This is a genomic window from Burkholderia theae (assembly GCF_048565265.1).
In the GTDB taxonomy this organism is placed as follows: domain Bacteria; phylum Pseudomonadota; class Gammaproteobacteria; order Burkholderiales; family Burkholderiaceae; genus Burkholderia; species Burkholderia theae.
In genome coordinates this window covers 631482-647099 of the sequence record NZ_CP183461.1, presented here as the reverse complement: position 1 = coordinate 647099, position 15618 = coordinate 631482, and the positions used below count along the sequence as shown (strand labels likewise).

Here is a 15618-nt window from a genome sequence, read left to right as displayed (position 1 = left end):
AAATTACACTACATTTATCTTACACAGGATAAAATACAAGCGGCATTTCTCCATGGCAAGACCTGCCTCCTTGCCACGCTCGCTACCCGGAGCGGTGAGAGATGCTGCTGTTGCTTGAGGGAAGCGCGTTTGCGCCCTGCCCGACGGCGTGCCCATTGCGGGCACGCCGCTTTTTTCTTTTGTTTACAATTTCGCCCGACGCGCCACGCCGGTTCGACCGGCCTGGCGCGTTCGTTTTTGCTTAGCGCGTGGCGTTGACGTCGGCGACCAGCAGCGCTGCCATGTTGACGATGCGGCGAACGGTCGCCGATTCGGTCAGCACATGCACCGGCTGGGCAGCGCCCAGCAGGATCGGCCCGATCGCGATGTTGTTGCCGGCGGCCGTCTTCAGCAGGTTGTACGCGATGTTCGCGGCGTCGATGTTCGGCAGGATCAGCAGGTTCGCTTCGCCTTCCAGCGTCGATTCCGGCAGGATTTCCTTGCGCAGCGCCGCGTCGAGCGCGACATCGCCGTGCATCTCGCCGTCCACCTTCAGCTCCGGTGCGCGTTCCTGCAGGATCTCAAGCGTATCGCGCATCTTCTTCGCCGAAGGTGCGTTGCTCGTGCCGAAATTCGAGTGCGACAGCAGCGCGACCTTCGGCTCGATGCCGAAGCGGCGCACTTCTTCCGCGGCCATGATCGTGATCTCGGCCAGTTGTTCCGGGGTCGGATCGACGTTCACGTGCGTGTCGACCAGGAAAATCTGGCGGCCCGGCAGCACGAGGCCGTTCATCGCCGCGTACACGCTGCAGCCCGGGCGCTTGCCGATCACCTGGTCGATGAAGTGCAGATGGCGGTGCGTGGTGCTGATCGTGCCGCAGATCATCCCGTCCGCTTCGCCCTTCTTCACCAGCATCGCGCCGATCAGCGTCGTGCGGCGGCGCATCTCGACGCGCGCGAGCTGTTCGCTGATGCCCTTGCGCGCCATCAGCTTGTAGTACGTCTGCCAGAAGTCGCGGTAACGCTCGTCGTGCTCGGTGTTGACGACCGTGAAGTCGACGCCCGGATTCAAGCGCAGGCCGTAGCGGTGGATACGGTGCTCGATCACCGACGGGCGGCCGATCAGGATCGGCGTCGCCAGTTTTTCGTCGACGATGATCTGAACGGCGCGCAACACGCGCTCTTCTTCGCCTTCCGCGAACACCACGCGCTTCTTCTCTTCCGGCGCGGCGCGCGCGATCTGGAAGATCGGCTTCATCGTCGTGCCGCTGTGATACACGAACTGCTGGAGGTGGACGCGGTACGCCTCCATGTCCTCGATCGGGCGCGTCGCGACGCCGCCGTCCATCGCGGCCTGCGCGACGGCCGGCGCGATCTTCACGATCAGGCGCGGATCGAACGGCTTCGGAATCAGGTATTCGGGCCCGAACGACAGGTCCTGGATGCCGTACGCGGTCGCGACGATGTCGCTCTGCTCGTGCTGCGCGAGCTCGGCGATCGCGTTGACGGCGGCGATCTCCATTTCACGCGTGATCGTCGTCGCGCCGACGTCGAGCGCGCCGCGGAAGATGAACGGGAAGCACAGGACGTTGTTGACCTGGTTCGGGTAGTCGGTGCGACCGGTCGCGAGAATCGCGTCCGGGCGCACTTCGAGCGCCGCTTCCGGCAGGATTTCCGGCGTCGGGTTCGCGAGCGCGAGGATCAGCGGGCGCTCGGCCATGCCCTTCACCATCTCCGGCTTCAGCACGCCGGCGGCCGACAGGCCGAGGAAGATGTCCGCGCCGTCGATCACTTCGGCCAGCGTGCGCGCTTCCGTTTCGCGTGCGAAACGCTCCTTGTCCGGGTCCATCAGTTCGGTGCGGCCCTTGTAGACCACGCCGGCCAGGTCGGTCACCAGGATGTTCTCGATCGGCAGGCCGATGTCGACCAGCAGGTCGAGACACGCGAGCGCGGCCGCGCCGGCGCCGGACGCGACGAGCCTCACCTTCTTGATGTCCTTGCCGACGACCTTCAGGCCGTTCGTGACGGCCGCGGCCACCACGATCGCGGTGCCGTGCTGGTCGTCGTGGAACACCGGGATCTTCATCCGCTTGCGGCACTCGCGCTCGACGATGAAGCAGTCCGGCGCCTTGATGTCTTCCAGGTTGATCCCGCCGAAGGTCGGCTCCAGCGCGGCGATCACGTCGACGAGCTTGTGCGGGTCCGACTCGTTCAGCTCGATGTCGAACACGTCGATGCCGGCGAACTTCTTGAACAGCACTGCCTTGCCTTCCATCACCGGCTTCGACGCGAGCGGGCCGATGTTGCCGAGACCGAGCACCGCCGTGCCGTTCGTGACGACGCCGACCAGGTTGCTGCGCGCGGTAAAACGCGCCGCGTTGAGCGGATTCTCGACGATCTCCTCGCACGCGAACGCCACACCCGGCGAATACGCGAGCGCGAGGTCGCGCTGGTTGATCATCTGCTTGGTCGGGGCGATCGCGATCTTCCCGGGAGTCGGGAATTCGTGATAGTCGAGCGCGGCTTCGCGGAGCTTGGCTTTGGAGGAGGCTTGCGTGGACATGTGTCTCTTGACGGGCGGATTAGAATAACTCTTCGACGGCATTGTAGCGCCAATCACCGGCCGCCAGACCGGCGTTTCGGGTGCGACAGCCGCGACAAAAATGTCCAGAACGGTACACGAACACCCGCCGTTCGCCTCGTACAATGCCGTTCCTTCAACCGTATCGGATCCATCCGCCGTGCCAGCCGCCCTCTCCGAGTTTTCGCTGATCGAACGCTTCTTCGCGCGCCGCGCGGCACAGGGCACGCGCGCGTCGACGCTCGGCATCGGCGACGATTGCGCGCTGATCACACCCCGATCCGGGAAATTGCTGGCCATTTCGACGGACATGCTGGTCGAAGGCCGCCACTTCTTCCCTGACGTCGCGCCCGACGCGCTCGGCCACAAGACGCTCGCGGTCAACCTGTCCGACCTCGCGGCGATGGGCGCCGAGCCGCGCGCGTTCACGCTCGCGTGCGCGCTGCCGCGTGCCGACGCGGCATGGCTCGAGGCGTTCAGCAACGGGCTGTTCGCGCTCGCCGAGCGGTTCGGCTGCGAGCTGATCGGCGGCGACACCACCAGCGGGCCGCTGAACCTGTGCGTGACCGTCTTCGGCGAAGTCGCACCCGACGCGGCGCTGCGGCGCGATGCCGCGCGCGACGGCGACGACGTCTGGGTGTCCGGCACGCTCGGCGACGCGCGCGCCGGCCTCGGCGTCGCACGCGGCGAATGGGCCGCCGGCGCGAACGAAGCGGCCGCGTTCCGGCGCGCGCTCGAGCGCCCCGAGCCGCGCGTCGCGCTCGGCCTTGCGCTCGCGGGCGTCGCGCACGCGGCGCTCGACATCTCGGACGGCCTCGCCGGCGACCTGCAACACATCCTCACGCGCTCGAACGTGCGCGCCGAGATCGACGCCGATGCGGTGCCACGCTCGGCCGCGCTCGCGACGCTGTCGCCCGACGTGCAGCGCCGCTGCACACTGGCGGGCGGCGACGACTACGAGCTGTGCTTCACCGCGCCGGCCGCGGCCCGCGCGGCGGTCGAAGCGGCCGGCGCAACGGCCGGCGTTGCGGTCACGCGAGTCGGTACAATACGCGCGTTGTCCGCCCCGTCGGAGCAGCCCACGATCACGTGGCGCGACGCCGCCGGCGCCCCCCTGGCTCTCACGTTGCACGGCTTCGATCACTTCCATGCAGACTGACCCGACGTCCGCGCACGCCGCGACCGAGCCCGACGCCGCACCGAACGCGCCGAAGCGTGCGAACGCGCGCTTCATGCTGTCGCACCCGGCGCACATCGTGTCGCTCGGCTTCGGCAGCGGGCTCGCGCCGATCATGCCCGGCACGTTCGGCTCGCTGTTCGGCTGGCTCACGTTCGTCGTGCTCAACCGCTACCTGACGGTGCCCGAATGGTGGGGGCTGATCGCGGCCGGCTTCGTGGCGGGCACGTGGATCACCGGTTTCACCGCGAGGAAGATGGGCACGTCCGATCCGGGGCCCGTCGTCTGGGACGAGATCGTCGCGATCTGGCTGGTGATGCTGTTCGTCACGCCCGCGACGTTCGTCGGCCAGTTGTGGGCGTTCGTCGCGTTCCGCATCTTCGACATGCTCAAGCCGCCGCCGATCCGCTACTTCGACCGTCGCCTGAAAGGCGGGCTCGGCATCATGGTCGACGACCTGATCGCCGCGTTCATGACGCTGCTCGTGATCGCCCTGTGGCGCTCCGTCGTCGGCTGACCGATTTCCCGACTCCCGTTTCCCGACGCGCATGCCAACCGATTCCGTCGTCCACCAGCTTGCGATCCGCGCAGGCAACAAGTTGCGTGACGAGCACCTGACGCTCGCCACCGCCGAATCCTGCACCGGCGGCATGATCGCCGCGGCGATCACCGACATCTCCGGCAGCAGCCAGTGGTTCGAGCGCGGCTTCGTCACCTATTCGAACCAGGCCAAGATCGAGATGATCGGCGTGCCGCCCGAGCTGATCGACAAGCACGGCGCCGTCAGCGAGCCGGTCGCGCGCGCGATGGCCGAAGGCGCGCTGCGCAACAGCCGCGCGCAGGTCGCGCTGTCGGTCACGGGCATCGCGGGCCCGGCGGGCGGCAGCGAGAAGAAGCCGGTCGGCACCGTGTCGTTCGGCTGGAGCAACCGGCTGCATACCGACGTCGAGACGCTCGTGTTCAAGGGCGACCGCGAACAGATCCGCACGCAGGCGGCCGTGCACGCGCTGCGCGGGCTCCTGAAGCTGCTCGACGAGCGCGAAGGCTGAAGCGCGGCCCGCCGCGCGCGGGCTCGGCAACAGGCCGCCCGGGCGGGCGGCCTGCACATTTCAGCGATACGCGTTGATCGTATCGCGGGTCTTTTGCGCGGCGAGCGCCGCGGCTTCGGCGAAATCCTCGCCGTTGCTCGCGTACAGGATCGCGCGCGACGAGTTGATCATCATGCCCGTCGCGTCGGCCGTGCGGCCCGCGTTGACGGTCGCCTGCACGTCGCCGCCCTGCGCGCCGATGCCGGGAATCAAGAGCGGCATGTCGCCGACGATCCCGCGCACGATCTCGATTTCCTTCGGGAACGTCGCGCCGACCACGAGGCCGAGCTGGCCGTTCTTCGCGTTCCACTTGTTCGCCGCGAGATCGGCGACGACCTGGTACAGCGGCCGGCCGTTCGTATCGAGGAACTGCAGGTCGGAGCCGCCCGGGTTCGACGTGCGGCACAGCACGATCACGCCCTTGCCTTCATGCTCGAAGTACGGTTCGACCGAGTCGTAGCCCATGTACGGGTTCACCGTGACCGCGTCCGCGCGATAGCGTTCGAACGCTTCGCGCGCGTACTGCTCGGCCGTGCTGCCGATGTCGCCGCGCTTCGCGTCGAGGATCACGGGCAGGCCCGGATGCTGGAGATGGATGTGCGCGATCAGCCGTTCGAGCTGGTCTTCCGCGCGATGCGCGGCGAAGTAGGCGATCTGCGGCTTGAACGCGCTCGCGTACTGCGCGGTCGCGTCGACGATCTGCCGGCAGAATTCGAAAATCGCGTCGGGCTGGCCGTCGAACTGCACGGGAAAGCGCGACGGCTCGGGATCGAGGCCGACGCACAGCAACGAGTTGGTGCGCTGCCACGCGGCGCGCAGCGATTCAATGAAAGTAAGCGGGGAAGACATGGCGGGTACTCGCGGCAAACCGTTGGTAGACCGCGTATTTTACCCGCGTCGCCGGCGTCCCTCGCGTGTCGCGGCATTGCTGCGCGCATCGGCGCGCTCGACGGTGAACGCAAAACGCCGCGTGAGCCGCTCGCCCGGCGCGAGCAGCGTCATCCCGTGCGCGACCGCGCCACCGGGCAGGTTCATCGCATTGATCGGATGATCCACCGGCTCGAAACAGAAGAAATCCTCGCCGGGCGGCGTATAGAGCACGTACGCGTCGGTGTCGGCCGCGACGGTCAGCGACAGCCTGCGGCGCGGCCAGCTCACCGTCGCGTGGCCGCCCCAGCCGGTGAACGCATGATTGACGAGCGCGGCCGGCAACGGATACGCGACGCCGAACTGCCAGGCCGGCGGCACGCTCACGTGCCGCACCGGCAGGAAATCGGCGCCCGACAGCCACAGCCCGCCGGCGGCCGCGGCCAGCTCGGTCACCGCGTCGCGCACGAGGAACGGATGCACGCCAAGCCCGAACGGCAGCCGGGCGCGCCCCGCGTTCTCGATCGACAGCGCGATCGACAGCGTCGCATCGTCGAGTTCGAACGACTGGATCGCGCGGAACGCATACGGCGCGCCGCCGGTGCGATCGAGCGACAGTTGCAGCGTCGTGTCGGTCGCATCGTCCACCTGCCACGGCGCGAGCCAGCCGTCGCCGTGGATCGGCAGCGGCTCGTCGCGGCGGTTACGCGGCACCGCGACGCTGCGGCCGTCGCATTCGAAACGCCCGTCGCCGATCCGGTTCGAATAAGGCAGCAGCGGGTAACACGCGAGCTCGTTCGGGTCCGTCGCCGTCTCCGGATGCTCGCAGCGGCGGAACACCGGCATCATCGCGCCGTTGTCGCCGCGCCAGTCGAAGCGCGCGATGCCGCCGCCCAGGTGCGGCAGCACGTCGAGCCGCAGCGACGCGTTCGACAGCGTGACGGCCGCCGCATGCGCGGCGCCGACGCCCTGCGCGAAGGCGGCCGTCTGCGGGCCGGGGCTGACCGGCTGCGCGGCGGCGGCCAGCCGGGCGCGGCGCGACTGGCTGGTGGACGACGATGCGTGCGAGGACGTGGCGGTCATGATGAGCTCCTTTCCTTCGTCGAAGAAACGATGCAGGTCGGTGCGAACGGTCAGGCCCAGCCGCCGTCGACGATCACGTCCTGCGCGGTGATCATCCGGCTGTCGTCGGCCGCGAGGAACAGCGCCATCCGCGCGAGGTCGCCGGGCAGCAGTTCGGCGTCGAGGCACTGGCCGGCCTTGATCGCCGCGCGGCCCGCGTCGTCGAGCCACAGCCGGCGCTGCTTGTCGGTCATCACCCAGCCGGGCACCAGCGAATTCACGCGGATGCCGAACGGGCCGAGGTCGCGCGCGAGGCCGCGCGTCAGGCCCTGCACGGCCGCCTTCGCCATCACGTAGACGGGATAACCGCCGTTCTTCAGCATCCAGCTGATCGAGCCGAGATTGACGATCGAGCCGCCGCCCTGCTGCTTCATGTCGTCGATCACCGCCTGCGCGGCGAAGAACTGGTGGCGCAGGTTCACCGCGATGCCCGCGTCGAACGATGCGGGCGTCACGTCGCCGATCGCATGGCGCGTGTCGTTCGCCGCGTTGTTCACGAGCACCGCGATCGCGCCGATTCGCGCACGGATCGCGTCGATCGCATGACGCAGCGCGTCGACGTCGGTCAGGTCGCACTGGATGAACAGCGGCGAGTGACGGACATGCGGCACATGCGCGAGGCTTTCCGCCAGCGCCGTGCCGGCGTCCGCGTCGAGGTCGACGAACGCGACGCGTGCGCCCTGCTGCGCGAAGTGCTCGACGAACGACGCGCCGATGCCGGTCGCGCCGCCCGTGATCAGCACCGCGCGATCCGCGAGGCTCGGGTAACTTGCATAACGCGCAGGGCTCGCGGTGAGCGGGTCGTGCGCGGACGTGTCGATGGTCATGCGGTTCGTCTCCGTGAAGGCGGGTCGGGTCAGTCGCGTACGCCGCGGTTCTTCAGCTGGTCGAGCAGCACCGCCGCGAGCAGGATCGCGCCGCGCACGAGGTATTGATAGAACGCGTCGATGTTCAGCAGGTTCATCACGTTCTCGACGGTGCCCATGATCAGCACGCCGATCACGACGCCCGAGATCGTCGCGCGGCCGCCCATCAGCGACACGCCGCCGAGCACGCACGCGGAGATCACGTTCAGCTCGAAGCCCTGCGCGGCGTTCGGCTGGCCCGACGTGATGCGCGACGCGAGGATCACGCCCGCGAGCGCCGTCACCGCGCCCTGGATCAGGAAGATGTATACACGCGTGCGTTCGACGTTGATCCCCGCGAGCCGCGATGCCTCGGGGTTGCCGCCGATCGCGAGCGTGTTGCGGCCGTACACGGTCTGGTTCAGCAGCACGCCGAACGCGATGAAGCACAGCAGCGTGACCCAGATCGGCAGCGACACGCCGAACATCGACAGCCCGCCGAGCGCGATGAAGGTATCCGACGACACGCCGACCGCCTGCCCCTTCGACACGATGAAGCCGAGCCCGCGCACGATCTCCATCGTCGCGAGCGTCGTGATCAGCGCGTTGATGCGCAGGTAGGCGATCACCGCGCCGTTCACGAAGCCGATCGCGGCGCCCGCCGCGACCGCCGCGACGATCGCGACGAACGTGTTGTCGGTCGCGTTCAGCACCATCGCGCACAGCACGCCCGAGAACGCGACGGTCGAGCCGATCGACAGGTCGAAATCGCGCGACGCGAGACAGAACATCATCGTGCACGCGACCATGCCGATCTGCGAGATCGACAGCGCGAGCCCGAGCATGTTGTCGATCGAGAAGAAGTGATCGACCGTCAGCGACATCGTCACGAACATCACCGCGAAGATCGCGATCAGGCTGTATTCGGTCAGATGCTGCCACCACTTCTGGCGGTCGTTCTGCGGTACCAGCGTGTCGGCCGACGGCTTCACGGCTGCGCTGGCGAGGTTTTCCCTGACTTGCATGATTGTGTCTCCTGCTCCTGCATCGCGCGGCCCGCGCCGCGCCTGGTCGATTCGAATGTCGTGCGCCGCGTCAGGCCGCCTGGGCGGCACTCGTCTGCGGCAGCGCGAGGTTCAGCACCGCGTGCTCGTTCGCCTGTTCGCGCGACAGCTCGCCGGCGATCCGGCCTTCGCGCATCACGACGATGCGATCGGACACGCCGAGCACTTCCGGCAGTTCCGACGACACCATCACGATCGCGCAGCCGCGCTCCGCGAGCCGGTAGATCACGTCGTAGATCTCGTGCTTCGCGCCGACGTCGATCCCGCGCGTCGGTTCGTCGAGGATCACGACCTTCAGGTCGGGCTCCGCGAGCCAGCGCGACAGGATCGCCTTCTGCTGGTTGCCGCCCGACAGGAAGCGGATCTTCTGCCGCCGGTTCGGCGTCTTGATCTTCAGCCGCTGGATGAAGCGGTCGGCCGTTTCGTTTTCGGTCTTGCGGTCGATGAAGAGCCCCGCACGCAACGAATGGCGGCGGCAGCTGATGTTGATGTTCTCCGCGACCGACGCGATCGCGATGATCCCTTCTTCCTTGCGGTCCTCGGGGCACAGCACAATGCCGTGGCGGATCGCGTCGCCGGTGCGCTTCACGTCGATGCGCGCGCCGTCGAGCGTCAGCACGCCCGCACGTCGGCGGTCCGCGCCGTACACGAGCCGCATCAGTTCGCTGCGGCCCGCGCCGACCAGCCCGAAGAAGCCGACGATCTCGCCCGCGCGCACCGAAAAGCTCGCGGGCTCGCGCAGCGCCGGGCCGTCGACGCCTTCGGCGGAGAACCGCACGTCGCCGAGCGCGCGCGGCGCGTAATGGTAGATATCCGAAATCTCGCGCCCGACCATCTCGGCGACGAGCCGCTCGCGCGGCACGTCGTCGAGCGACGCGTGCGACGCGACCTTGCGCCCGTCGCGGAAGATCGTGCAGCCGTCGCACAGCCGGTAGATCTCGTCCATCCGGTGCGAGATGTAGATCAGCGCGCGGCCCTGCGCGCGCAGGTCGTCGACGAGCTTGAACAGCACCTCGGTCTCGCGATGCGACAGCGAGCTGGTCGGTTCGTCGAGCGCGATCACGCGCGCGTTGCGCATCAGCGCCTTGCAGATCTCGACCATCTGCCGCTGCGCGATCGACAGCCGCCCGAGCTTCGCGTCGGGATCGAGATCGACGCCCATCGCGGCGAGCCGCTCGCGCACATGGCGTTTCGCCTCGCGCTTCCTCACCCAGCCGAACGCGTTCGGCAGGCGGCCGAGCAGCAGGTTTTCCGCGACCGTCAGGTCGGGTACGTACTGCAGCTCCTGGTGAATCACCGCGATGCCGGCCGCGATCGACGCGGCCGCACTCGCGAACTGCACGGGCTGGCCGTCGACCAGCACGCTGCCCGCATCGGGCTGGTATTCGCCACCGAGAATCTTCAGCAGCGTCGACTTGCCCGCGCCGTTCTCGCCCATCAGGCCATGTACCTCGCCCGCATGCACGTCGAACGAAATGCCGTCGAGTGCGCGCACGCCGGGAAATACCTTGCCGATATTGTCAAAACGCAGTGCCGCTGACACGTCGTCTCCCCACTTCCGAAACCGATCGACCGCCGGCCGCCGCATCGCCGCGGCAGCCGGCGGGCCGCTTACTTCGATGCGAGACCCATCTCCTCGCGCACCTTCGACACGTTGTCGCGCGTCGCGAGCATGCCCGTCGTCAGCGTCAGCGCCGGCGGTGCCTTGCCCTGCGTGATCCACGTGTACATCAGGTCCGAGGTTTCCTCGCCATGGCGCTTCGGGCTGATGATCACGGTGCCGTAGAAGCCCGTCGGCTGCGGCTTCTTGAATTCGTTCATCGCCGAATCGGAACCGCCGATGCCGATACCGATCATGTTGTCCGCCTTGAAGCCGCGCCCTTCGGCCGCGCGCACCGCGCCGAGCACGGCCTCGTCGTTCAGGCCGTACGCGACCCAGTGCTTGAACTGCGGGTTCTTCGTGAGCGCGATGTTCGCCGCGTTGAACGCGTTCTCGGTGTCGGTCTTCGCCTGCGGTGCCGCGATCACGTTCGCCTTCGGGAAACCGGCGGCCACCAGCGCGTCGGTCGCGCCGCTCGTGCGATCGTGCGCGGTCGGCAGCTGCTCGTAGGTGATGTCGATCGCGCCGACGTCCTTCATGTCCCAGCCGCGCTTCTTGATCTCGGCCGCGATGCCGTCGCCGACCTGCTTGCCGATGTTGTACGCCGAAATCCCCATGTGCGGCACGGCCTCGATCGGCTTGCCCGCGCCGTCGACGAGGCGGTCGTCGACCGTCATCATCTTCAGGTTGTGCGACTTCGCCTTCGCGACGATACCCGGCCCGAGCTTCACGTCGGGCGTGCAGATGATGAAGCCCTGCGCCTTCTGCGCGGACAGGTTGTCGATCGCGCTCATCACCTTCTCGCCCGACGGTGCGCCGATCTTCACGAGCGTGAAGCCCTTTTCCTTCGCCGCCATCTCGGCGAACTTCCACTCGTCCTGGAACCACGGTTCTTCCGGCTGCTTCACCAGAAAGCCGATCTTGACCGGATCGGCCGCGTGCGCGACCGGGCTGCCCATCACCACCGCGGCAGCCGCGGCCAGCGTTACGAACGTTCTGCGTTTCATCTCCAGTGTCTCCTTGTCTTCATCGAACAGGATGCAGCCGCTTGTTGGTTTCGACGCAGCGTGCGCGCGGCCGTCGCACGTGCGGTCTTTCGAATCGTTGCGTCAGTCGTGATACAGCGCCGCGCGCCCGCCATCGACGGTGATGCACGCGGCATTGATGAACGGCGCCTCGTCGGACGCCAGGAACACGGCCGTCATCGCGACCTCCTCCGGCCGGCCGATCCGCTTCATCGGCTGCAACGCGAGCGTCTCGGCGCGCGCGGCGGCCGGATCGGGTTGCGCGTCCCACCAGTCGCGCGTGAGCTGCGTCTCGATGTAGCCCGGCGCGATCGCGTTCACGCGCACGTTGCGCGCCGCGTATTCGATGCCGAGCGCGCGCGTGAGGCCCAGCACGCCGTGCTTCGCGACCGGGTACGGAAAACAGCCCGGGATGATCCGGAACGCATGCGTCGATGCGATGTTCACGATGCTGCCGCGACCGCGCTCGACCATCCCTTCCAGCGCCGCGCGGCAGCCATGCCACACGCCGTCGAGGTCGACCGCGAAGCAGCGGCGCCAGTCGTCGTCGGTCATCGTCAGCGGATCGGCGAACACGTTGATGCCCGCGTTGTTCACCAGCACGTCGAGCGGGCCGAACGCCGCCTCGGTCTGTACGAGCGCGGCGCGCACCGAATCCTGCCGCGCGACGTCCGCATGCAGCGGCAGCACGCGCGCGCCGTCGGTGTCGTGCGCAATCGCGGCGGCCGTATGCTGCGCCTGCGGGAAGTCGAGATCGACGAGCGCGACGGCCGCGCCCTCGCGAGCGAACGCACGGGCGATCGCGGCGCCGATGCCACGGCCCGCGCCCGTCACCATCGCGACCTTGCCCGCGAGGCGGCCCATCATGCGGCTCCGCCGCGCGCGACGCGCAATCCGGCCTGGAACGCGCGCGCGTTCGCCGCGGTCGCATCGGCCGGCTGGCCGGGCCGGTACAGCGCCGAGCCGAGCCCGAAGCCGTTCGCGCCGGCCGCGAGGAACGGCTGCATGTTGTCGGGCGAGATGCCGCCGACCGGGATCAGCGGCACCGCGCGGTCGATCACCGCGCGCCACGCCTTCACGACGGGCACGCCGAGTTGCTCGGCCGGGAACATCTTCAGCACGTCGGCGCCGTTCGCGAGCGCCGCGAACGCTTCGGTCGGTGTCGCGACACCCGGTGCGCTCGCGAGGCCACGCTCGCGTGCGCGGCGGATCACGGCCGCGTCGCTGTGCGGCATCACGATCAGCGCGCCGCCCGCGTCCTGCACGCGGTCGACGTACTCCGCACGAAGCACGGTGCCGGCACCGACGATCGCGTCGTCGGGCAGCGCGCGCCGCAGCGCCGCGATGCTGCCGAACGGGTCCGGCGAGTTGAGCGGCACCTCGACGATCCGGAAGCCGGCTTCGTAGAGCGCATGGCCATGGTCGGCCGCATCGGCGGGCGTGATCCCGCGCAGGATCGCGATCAGCGGACACGCATCGAACGCGCGCATCAGTGCGGCGTGGGGCGTGTACGGCGCGGGCAACGTAAGGTCGGACGGCATGACGGGGTTCCTCTGCAATCGGTTCATTGGTCGGCGAAGACGGGCTCGCCGTCCGCACGCACGAGCCCGGCGCGCGACGCGATCCGCCACAGGCCGCGCTCGGTCGCATGCGCGACGACCCGTGCATGCGTGTGGCCGAATTCGCGGAGCGCGGCGACGTAGCGCGCACACAGGCCGTCGTCGCCGATCAACCGCAGCGGCTGGGACGCGAGCGCGATGCCGCGCTCCGCGAGCATCGCGTCGAGCGCGTTGAGTTCATGGCCGATCAGCAGGCCCGACAGGTAGTCGCCCTGCGCATCGGGCGCGAGCCGGTCGGTCAGGCCGAGCGTGCGCGTGCTGAAAATCGTCGCGAGCAGCCCCGTGCGCTGCGCGCCGCGCGCGACCGACACGCCGCGCACGAACGCCGCGTGGTCGGGCGACGCGCCCGCGCGCATCGTGCGGCCGAGTATCGTGTGGTCGCGCAGCACCGCGAACAGCTCGCCCGTCATGAAGGTCTGGAAGCGCTCGATCAGCCCGTCCTTCACCCACGCCCATTTCGCATGCGTGCCCGGCAAGCCGATCAGTACCCCTGAACGATCGGCGCCAAGCGTGGGATCGCTCGCGAGTGCACCGAATATCTGCGTTTCTTCGCCGCGCATCACGTCGGGCAATTCGCCCGTCGCGATCACGCCCGGCACGATCGATACCGTCGCGCCGCGTGACGTCGTCACCGTGATGAGGCCCGCGACGAGCGCGTCGGCACCGGCCGGCACCGCGACGTACGGCGCCTCGCGCCAGCCCTGCGCGCTGCCGACCATTCCGGCGGCGAGCACCGGCAGGCCGGGCGTGCGGTCGAGCCAGTCGCCGCACGCTTCCTCGAACACCGCGTCGAACGCGCGCGCGCCGCCGCCCGGGACATGCATCACGCCTGCCGCACGGCTGCGCGAGTCGACGAGCGCGCCATGCGCATCGTAGAGATAGGCGCGCAGCGACGTCGTGCCCCAGTCGAGCGCGATCAGCGACGGGGTGGCGGAGCTGGCATCCGGAACGGGCCGGGTCGAAGTCGTCATCGTTTGATCCTGCGAGTACCCTGCGGCGGGCTCCAGCCCAGTTCCGCGGAAATCGCTCGCGCTTCGCGCTGCACGAGCGGAATCAGTTCGTCCATCCGGTCATGCGGCATGTACGGAATCGTGCTCGCGACCGATACGGCCGCGACGACCGCGCCCGATGCGTCGCGGATCGGCGCGGCCACGCAGCGGATCGACGCCTCGTTCTCCTCGAGATCGAACGTATAGCCGCCGGCCGCGTAATGGGCCATGCGCTGCAGGAACGCGCTCGTCTCGGGCCGGTTGTCGGGCTTGAAATTGACGCCGGCCAGCGCGCGCCGCGCGGCCTCGAACAGCGAGCGCCACAGATCGGGATCGAGGTCGAGCATCATCGCCTTGCCGATGCCCGTCGATGCGAGCGGCATCCGGTGGCCGACGCGCGAACGCATCTCGAGGCCGCGCGTGCCGGGAATCTTGTCGATGTACAGCACGTCATCGCCGTCGCGCACGCCGAGATGGATCGTGTCGAGCGTCGCTTCCGCGAGCGCTTCGAGATGCGGCCGCGCCACCGCGGTGAGCGGCATCTGTTCGAGCGCGATCGTGCCGAGCTCGATCAGCTTCGGGCCGAGCAGGTAACCGCCCTGCACCTGCCGCAGGTAGCGCGCCTGCACGAGGCTGCTGACGAGGCGGTGCGTCGTGCTGCGCGTCGTGCCGAGCGCAGCGCCGATCGCACGCATGTCGCGCGCGCCGTTCGCGATCGCCTCGAGGATCGCGAGCCCGCGCAGCAGCGTCTGCGTGCCGGCCTGCTGCGCGGCGAGATCGAGCGGCGTGCTGGTCGCACCGATGCTGTCGGTCAGCGACGTATCGTCCGGCGTCGCGCGCCGGGTGTCGAGGGCAAGGGGTACGGGCATCTTGGTCATGGAGCGGGCTTCTTCAACGGAATCGGTGAAGCCGCTCGCGCGGCGCCGGAACTGCGTCCGGTGCTGCGGCGTGGCGGCGGTCGATGCACCGAGGGAAGCGCCCGGCGAACTTCATGGAATGTGTCTCCGTGTGCGTCGGGCGCCGCGCGATGCGTGGGTCCGAAGCTGTCGATGTGCTTCGGATTATAGGAGCGCACGCACTTGTCTCCAATATTTGAATGCGTTGCCCAGATAATGAGAATTCGGCGAACATCCGCCACCTGCAGGATGAAACGGCCGCGCCAAGTGCACGGGGGCGGAACCCGCTGTCACGCAGGTTCCGCCCCCGTTTGTCCACATCCGTCGCGCTTACTGCTGGCTTGTGCTGCGTGCCTGCATGTAGCGCTGCACGTCGGAGAACGACACGCGGCCGTTGCCGCTCGCGTCGATCTGCCGGAAGTGGTTCGCGACATAACCTAGGCCGGCCGCACGCGCCTGCGCCTCGGTGATCGAACCCGTGCTCTGCGTATCGGCCGCGTCGAACTGCCGCGCGAGCTTGCGCACCACCTGCGCATGCAGCGCGGCGCCCGTCGTCTGCGTGCCGGCCGTCGGCTTGCGTGCGGCCGGCGGCACGTACGGATCGCCGAGCTGCGCCTGGCGCGCGCGCGCCGGTGCGGCGGTGTCGCTCGCCTGCGCGAACGCGGAAACGGATGCTGCGGCGCCGGCGCAAACGAGCGCCGCGGCAACGACGATGAAACGATTCTTCATATCAGGCTCCAGTCTGGAATGAGGTCGTCGACGGCCG

15 protein-coding genes are annotated in these 15618 nt (G+C 68.6%); 3 read left to right on the top strand and 12 right to left on the bottom strand.

The window, feature by feature from the left end; genetic code table 11:
* Positions 1 to 241: 241 nt before the first annotated feature.
* Entirely contained in the window at positions 242 to 2584 is a 2343-nt protein-coding gene (locus ACN22W_RS03100; protein ID WP_419687360.1) for an NADP-dependent malic enzyme, read from the bottom strand.
* Between the two features lie 136 nt (positions 2585 to 2720).
* Between ACN22W_RS03100 and thiL the strand changes: the two genes are divergently transcribed.
* The 3 genes from thiL to ACN22W_RS03085 are packed head-to-tail and all read left to right on the top strand — an operon-like array spanning position 2721 to position 4786.
* A complete protein-coding gene (gene thiL / locus ACN22W_RS03095) occupies positions 2721 to 3719 on the top strand; it encodes a thiamine-phosphate kinase (protein WP_419686183.1) in 999 nt (332 codons plus the stop codon).
* Positions 3709 to 4254 (top strand): phosphatidylglycerophosphatase A, encoded by a 546-nt coding sequence (locus tag ACN22W_RS03090; RefSeq protein ID WP_419686181.1) that lies wholly within the window; start codon positions 3709 to 3711, stop codon positions 4252 to 4254. Before thiL ends, ACN22W_RS03090 begins: the two co-directional genes overlap by 11 nt.
* A gap of 31 nt (positions 4255 to 4285) precedes the next feature.
* The gene (locus ACN22W_RS03085; RefSeq protein ID WP_129513682.1) at positions 4286 to 4786 is read left to right on the top strand and encodes a CinA family protein; all 501 of its coding nucleotides are present in this window, start codon (positions 4286 to 4288) and stop codon (positions 4784 to 4786) included.
* A gap of 60 nt (positions 4787 to 4846) precedes the next feature.
* Here the strand turns inward: ACN22W_RS03085 and pyrF are convergent, their stop codons facing one another.
* From pyrF to ACN22W_RS03030, 11 genes are all read right to left on the bottom strand, one after another.
* Positions 4847 to 5674 (bottom strand): orotidine-5'-phosphate decarboxylase, encoded by an 828-nt coding sequence (pyrF, locus tag ACN22W_RS03080; RefSeq protein ID WP_048251180.1) that lies wholly within the window; start codon positions 5672 to 5674, stop codon positions 4847 to 4849.
* A gap of 39 nt (positions 5675 to 5713) precedes the next feature.
* On the bottom strand, positions 5714 to 6775 hold the full coding sequence (locus ACN22W_RS03075; RefSeq protein WP_419686180.1) for an aldose 1-epimerase: 1062 nt from the start codon (positions 6773 to 6775) through the stop codon (positions 5714 to 5716).
* 50 nt (positions 6776 to 6825) lie between these two features.
* Positions 6826 to 7641 (bottom strand): SDR family NAD(P)-dependent oxidoreductase, encoded by an 816-nt coding sequence (locus tag ACN22W_RS03070; RefSeq protein WP_419686178.1) that lies wholly within the window; start codon positions 7639 to 7641, stop codon positions 6826 to 6828.
* A 29-nt stretch (positions 7642 to 7670) separates the two neighbouring features.
* Positions 7671 to 8684, bottom strand: coding sequence for an L-arabinose ABC transporter permease AraH (gene araH, locus ACN22W_RS03065; RefSeq protein ID WP_412022501.1), 1014 nt, complete (start codon positions 8682 to 8684; stop codon positions 7671 to 7673).
* Between the two features lie 70 nt (positions 8685 to 8754).
* Positions 8755 to 10266, bottom strand: a complete 1512-nt coding sequence (gene araG / locus ACN22W_RS03060) for an L-arabinose ABC transporter ATP-binding protein AraG (RefSeq protein WP_129513677.1) — start codon at positions 10264 to 10266, stop codon at positions 8755 to 8757.
* 68 nt (positions 10267 to 10334) lie between these two features.
* Positions 10335 to 11330 carry an arabinose ABC transporter substrate-binding protein gene (locus tag ACN22W_RS03055; protein WP_129513676.1) on the bottom strand — a complete coding sequence of 332 codons (996 nt, stop codon included), beginning with the start codon at positions 11328 to 11330 and terminating at the stop codon, positions 10335 to 10337.
* Between the two features lie 102 nt (positions 11331 to 11432).
* Positions 11433 to 12212, bottom strand: coding sequence for an SDR family oxidoreductase (locus tag ACN22W_RS03050; RefSeq protein WP_193099437.1), 780 nt, complete (start codon positions 12210 to 12212; stop codon positions 11433 to 11435).
* Positions 12212 to 12889, bottom strand: a complete 678-nt coding sequence (locus tag ACN22W_RS03045; RefSeq protein ID WP_419686175.1) for a 2-dehydro-3-deoxy-6-phosphogalactonate aldolase — start codon at positions 12887 to 12889, stop codon at positions 12212 to 12214. Before ACN22W_RS03045 ends, ACN22W_RS03050 begins: the two co-directional genes overlap by 1 nt.
* A 23-nt stretch (positions 12890 to 12912) precedes the next feature.
* Positions 12913 to 13938 (bottom strand): 2-dehydro-3-deoxygalactonokinase, encoded by a 1026-nt coding sequence (locus tag ACN22W_RS03040; protein WP_419686173.1) that lies wholly within the window; start codon positions 13936 to 13938, stop codon positions 12913 to 12915.
* A complete protein-coding gene (locus tag ACN22W_RS03035; protein WP_048251172.1) occupies positions 13935 to 14834 on the bottom strand; it encodes an IclR family transcriptional regulator in 900 nt (299 codons plus the stop codon). Before ACN22W_RS03035 ends, ACN22W_RS03040 begins: the two co-directional genes overlap by 4 nt.
* Positions 14835 to 15182: 348 nt before the next feature.
* Positions 15183 to 15581: an EF-hand domain-containing protein gene (locus ACN22W_RS03030; protein ID WP_129513673.1), complete on the bottom strand. Its 399-nt coding sequence runs from the start codon at positions 15579 to 15581 to the stop codon at positions 15183 to 15185.
* Between the last annotated feature and the right edge of the window lie 37 nt (positions 15582 to 15618).